Here is a 2590-nt window from a genome sequence, read left to right on the forward strand (position 1 = left end):
CCCGAGGCCTCGCGGAGCGCCACCCCCGGCCGGGGGCGGCCCGGCGGCCCGGCCGGGGCCGGGGGCCCCCCCACGGTCGGCTAGGGGAGGACATGTACGAACTCGACCTCAGCACGACCTCCTGGTGGCTGATCGCGGCCCTGGCGTCGGCGGTCTGCCTCGCACTGCTGGTGCCGTCGATGCCGACGCGGGAGACCCGGATCCGCGTCTCCTTCATGCCGGTCGTCTTCGGGGGGTTCGCCTTCTTCGCGTCGATCGCGAAACCCGACTACCCGCCCCAACTGGTGCTCTCGATGTACTCGATCGCCTGCGTGATGGTGCCCGGGAGCCTGCTCGGATTCCGCAGGAGGATGGCGCGGATGGTACTGGAATACCCCGAGGGCGGCAGCCTCCGCCCGGAGCACTACGGCCTCGCCCGGGAACTCGTGATCCGTTTCACGGTCGCAGCGGTCGCCATGGGCAGCCTGATGTACCTCTTCAAGCCCTAATATCCCTTTCAGCGGACGCCCGGATATCGGTTCGAGGCAATAGTTCGTATACATATTCATGGCTTCGACATTCTTTCTTCGGCCACACGAACGATCTTCCGAAACCTTGTCCGTTCGTGATAGCAATGCTTCCGGAAACGGCCACCGAGCCATTCGCAGAGGTGCCGTGAGCCACCGAAACCGACGTTTTCAGGGGGAAATTCCCATGCGCTCCATTCCCAAGGTGCTCGTTGCCGGCGCGGTCGCCGGTGCCGTCGCTCTCACCGGCGTCGCGGTCGCCCAGGCCGCGACCGGCGCTCCGGCCGGCTCCGCGGCCGTGACCGCCGACGACACCCCGCCGCCCGCGGTCGAGGACTTCACCTACCCGGGCGCCGACAAGATCTTCACGGACCGCGGCATCAAGCTCATCAGCGGGGACGGCCACATGGTCCTCGTCACCTGCCCCACCCCCGGCAACGCTCTCGGCGCGGGGGTGCTGAAGGTCGAAGCCCGCAACATGACCGACCGGGACCCGATCGGCGGTGGCAAGTTCTGCTTCCAGATCACCGGGAACAGCGCCTCCATCAAGCTGGAACTGCCCGCCGTGTACGGCATCACGACTCCCGACTACGCGGTGACGGCCCGCATGGTCACCGGCACCGGCGCCCAGACCGAGGAGAAGGTCTACACGCTGACGCGGAGCTTCCCGAACGCGGTCGGCGAGGCCGGCGACCCGTCGCGCCGCCCGTTCACCCTGCTGGACATCTACGCCACCAAGTGACGCCGCGGGCCCCCGCGCGGTCGCCGCGGCGGGAGCCCCCACGCCCTGCCCCGTCTTCTGCTCCAGCTCTGTTCCGACACAGGAGAACCCCGTGCTTCGCACACGTTCACGCGCCGCGTGGATGACCGGCCTGCTGGCCTCCGCCGCCGTCGTCGGCGGTCTGCTCACCGGCGGGACGGCCACCGCCGTCGTCGGCGACACCGTGCCCACCAACTTCCACACGTACGTCACCAAGCTCGACATCGGTGACGGCAAGCGCAGCTGCACCGGCTCGCTGGTCGACCCGTACTGGGTGCTGACCGCGAGCAGCTGCTTCGCCGACAACCCGGCACAGCCGCTGGCGCTCGCCGCCGGCGCGCCGGCGCTGCGGACCGTCGCGACCGTCGGGCGCACCGACCTGACCAGCACCGGCGGCGGGCACGTCGCCGAGATCACCCAGCTGGTGCCCCGGGCCGACCGTGACCTGGTGATGGCGCGGCTGGCCACGCCCGCCCTGGGCATCCCGGTCGTCCCGCTCGGCGCCGCGCCGACCGCCGGGGAGACCCTGACGGTCAACGGTTACGGCCGCACCAAGGAGGAGTGGTCGCCGCTCGCGCTGCACAACGGCCAGTTCACCGTGCAGTCCGCCACCGCGACCAGCCTCGCCGTCACGGGGAAGACCGCGGGCCGCGACAGCATCTGCAAGGGCGACGGCGGCGGTCCGGCGGTGCGGATGGTCAACGGCCGGGCGGAGATCGTCGCCGTCAACAGCACCTCCTGGCAGGGCGGCTGCTTCGGCAGCACCGAGACCCGCACCGGCGCCGTGGAGAGCCGGGTCGACGACCTGGCCGGCTGGCTGCTGGACACCCGGCTGCACACCGCCTCGCTGGTCAACAACTTCAGCAACCTCTGCGCGTACGTGCCGTGGCAGACCCCCGAGTGGGGCGCGCCGGTGATCCAGGTGGAGTGCGACCGGCGGTTCGTGGACCAGGTCTGGGACTTCCAGAAGACCCCGGCCGGCACCTACCAGATCCGCAACGTCAACTCCGGCAAGTGCCTGCTGGCCCCGCACCAGACCACGGAGAACGGCAGCCCGATCGTCCAGGCCGACTGCGACCCGCAGTACGCGGACCAGGTGTGGCAGCTGGAGAAGGTCGCCGGCGGCTACCAGATCCGCAACACCTTCTCCAACCGCTGCGCGGTGGCGTGGTCGGGCGCGAGCGTGCCGGGTTCCAAGCTGACCCAGTACGACTGCCACCCGGAGTTCGCCGACCAGGTCTGGACGCTCTGACGGACCGGAAGGCCGCGGGCGACGTGCCCGTGTGAGGCGTGACAGCGAGGGGTGCACGGCCGCCGTGGCGGC

General features: G+C 70.4%; 3 protein-coding genes. All 3 read left to right on the forward strand.

The window, feature by feature from the left end:
* Positions 1-92: 92 nt before the first annotated feature.
* The 3 genes from ACFCX4_RS35830 to ACFCX4_RS35840 all read left to right on the forward strand — a co-directional run bounded on the left by ACFCX4_RS35830 (position 93) and on the right by ACFCX4_RS35840 (position 2518).
* Positions 93-488, forward strand: coding sequence for a hypothetical protein (locus ACFCX4_RS35830; protein WP_376151597.1), 396 nt, complete (start codon positions 93-95; stop codon positions 486-488).
* Between the two features lie 205 nt (positions 489-693).
* Positions 694-1248 carry a hypothetical protein gene (locus ACFCX4_RS35835; protein ID WP_376151599.1) on the forward strand — a complete coding sequence of 185 codons (555 nt, stop codon included), beginning with the start codon at positions 694-696 and terminating at the stop codon, positions 1246-1248.
* A gap of 91 nt (positions 1249-1339) precedes the next feature.
* The gene (locus ACFCX4_RS35840) at positions 1340-2518 is read left to right on the forward strand and encodes an RICIN domain-containing protein (RefSeq protein ID WP_376151601.1); all 1179 of its coding nucleotides are present in this window, start codon (positions 1340-1342) and stop codon (positions 2516-2518) included.
* Positions 2519-2590 lie beyond the last annotated feature (72 nt).

This window comes from Kitasatospora sp. NPDC056327, assembly GCF_042261735.1.
Classification (GTDB): domain Bacteria; phylum Actinomycetota; class Actinomycetes; order Streptomycetales; family Streptomycetaceae; genus Kitasatospora.

What these genes read in the sequence shown, in the direction of transcription:
- ACFCX4_RS35830 (WP_376151597.1), top strand. Translation starts at nt 93, where the DNA reads ATGTACGAACTCGACCTCAGCACGACCTCCTGGTGGCTGATCGCGGCC.
- ACFCX4_RS35835 (WP_376151599.1), top strand. Translation starts at nt 694, where the DNA reads ATGCGCTCCATTCCCAAGGTGCTCGTTGCCGGCGCGGTCGCCGGTGCC.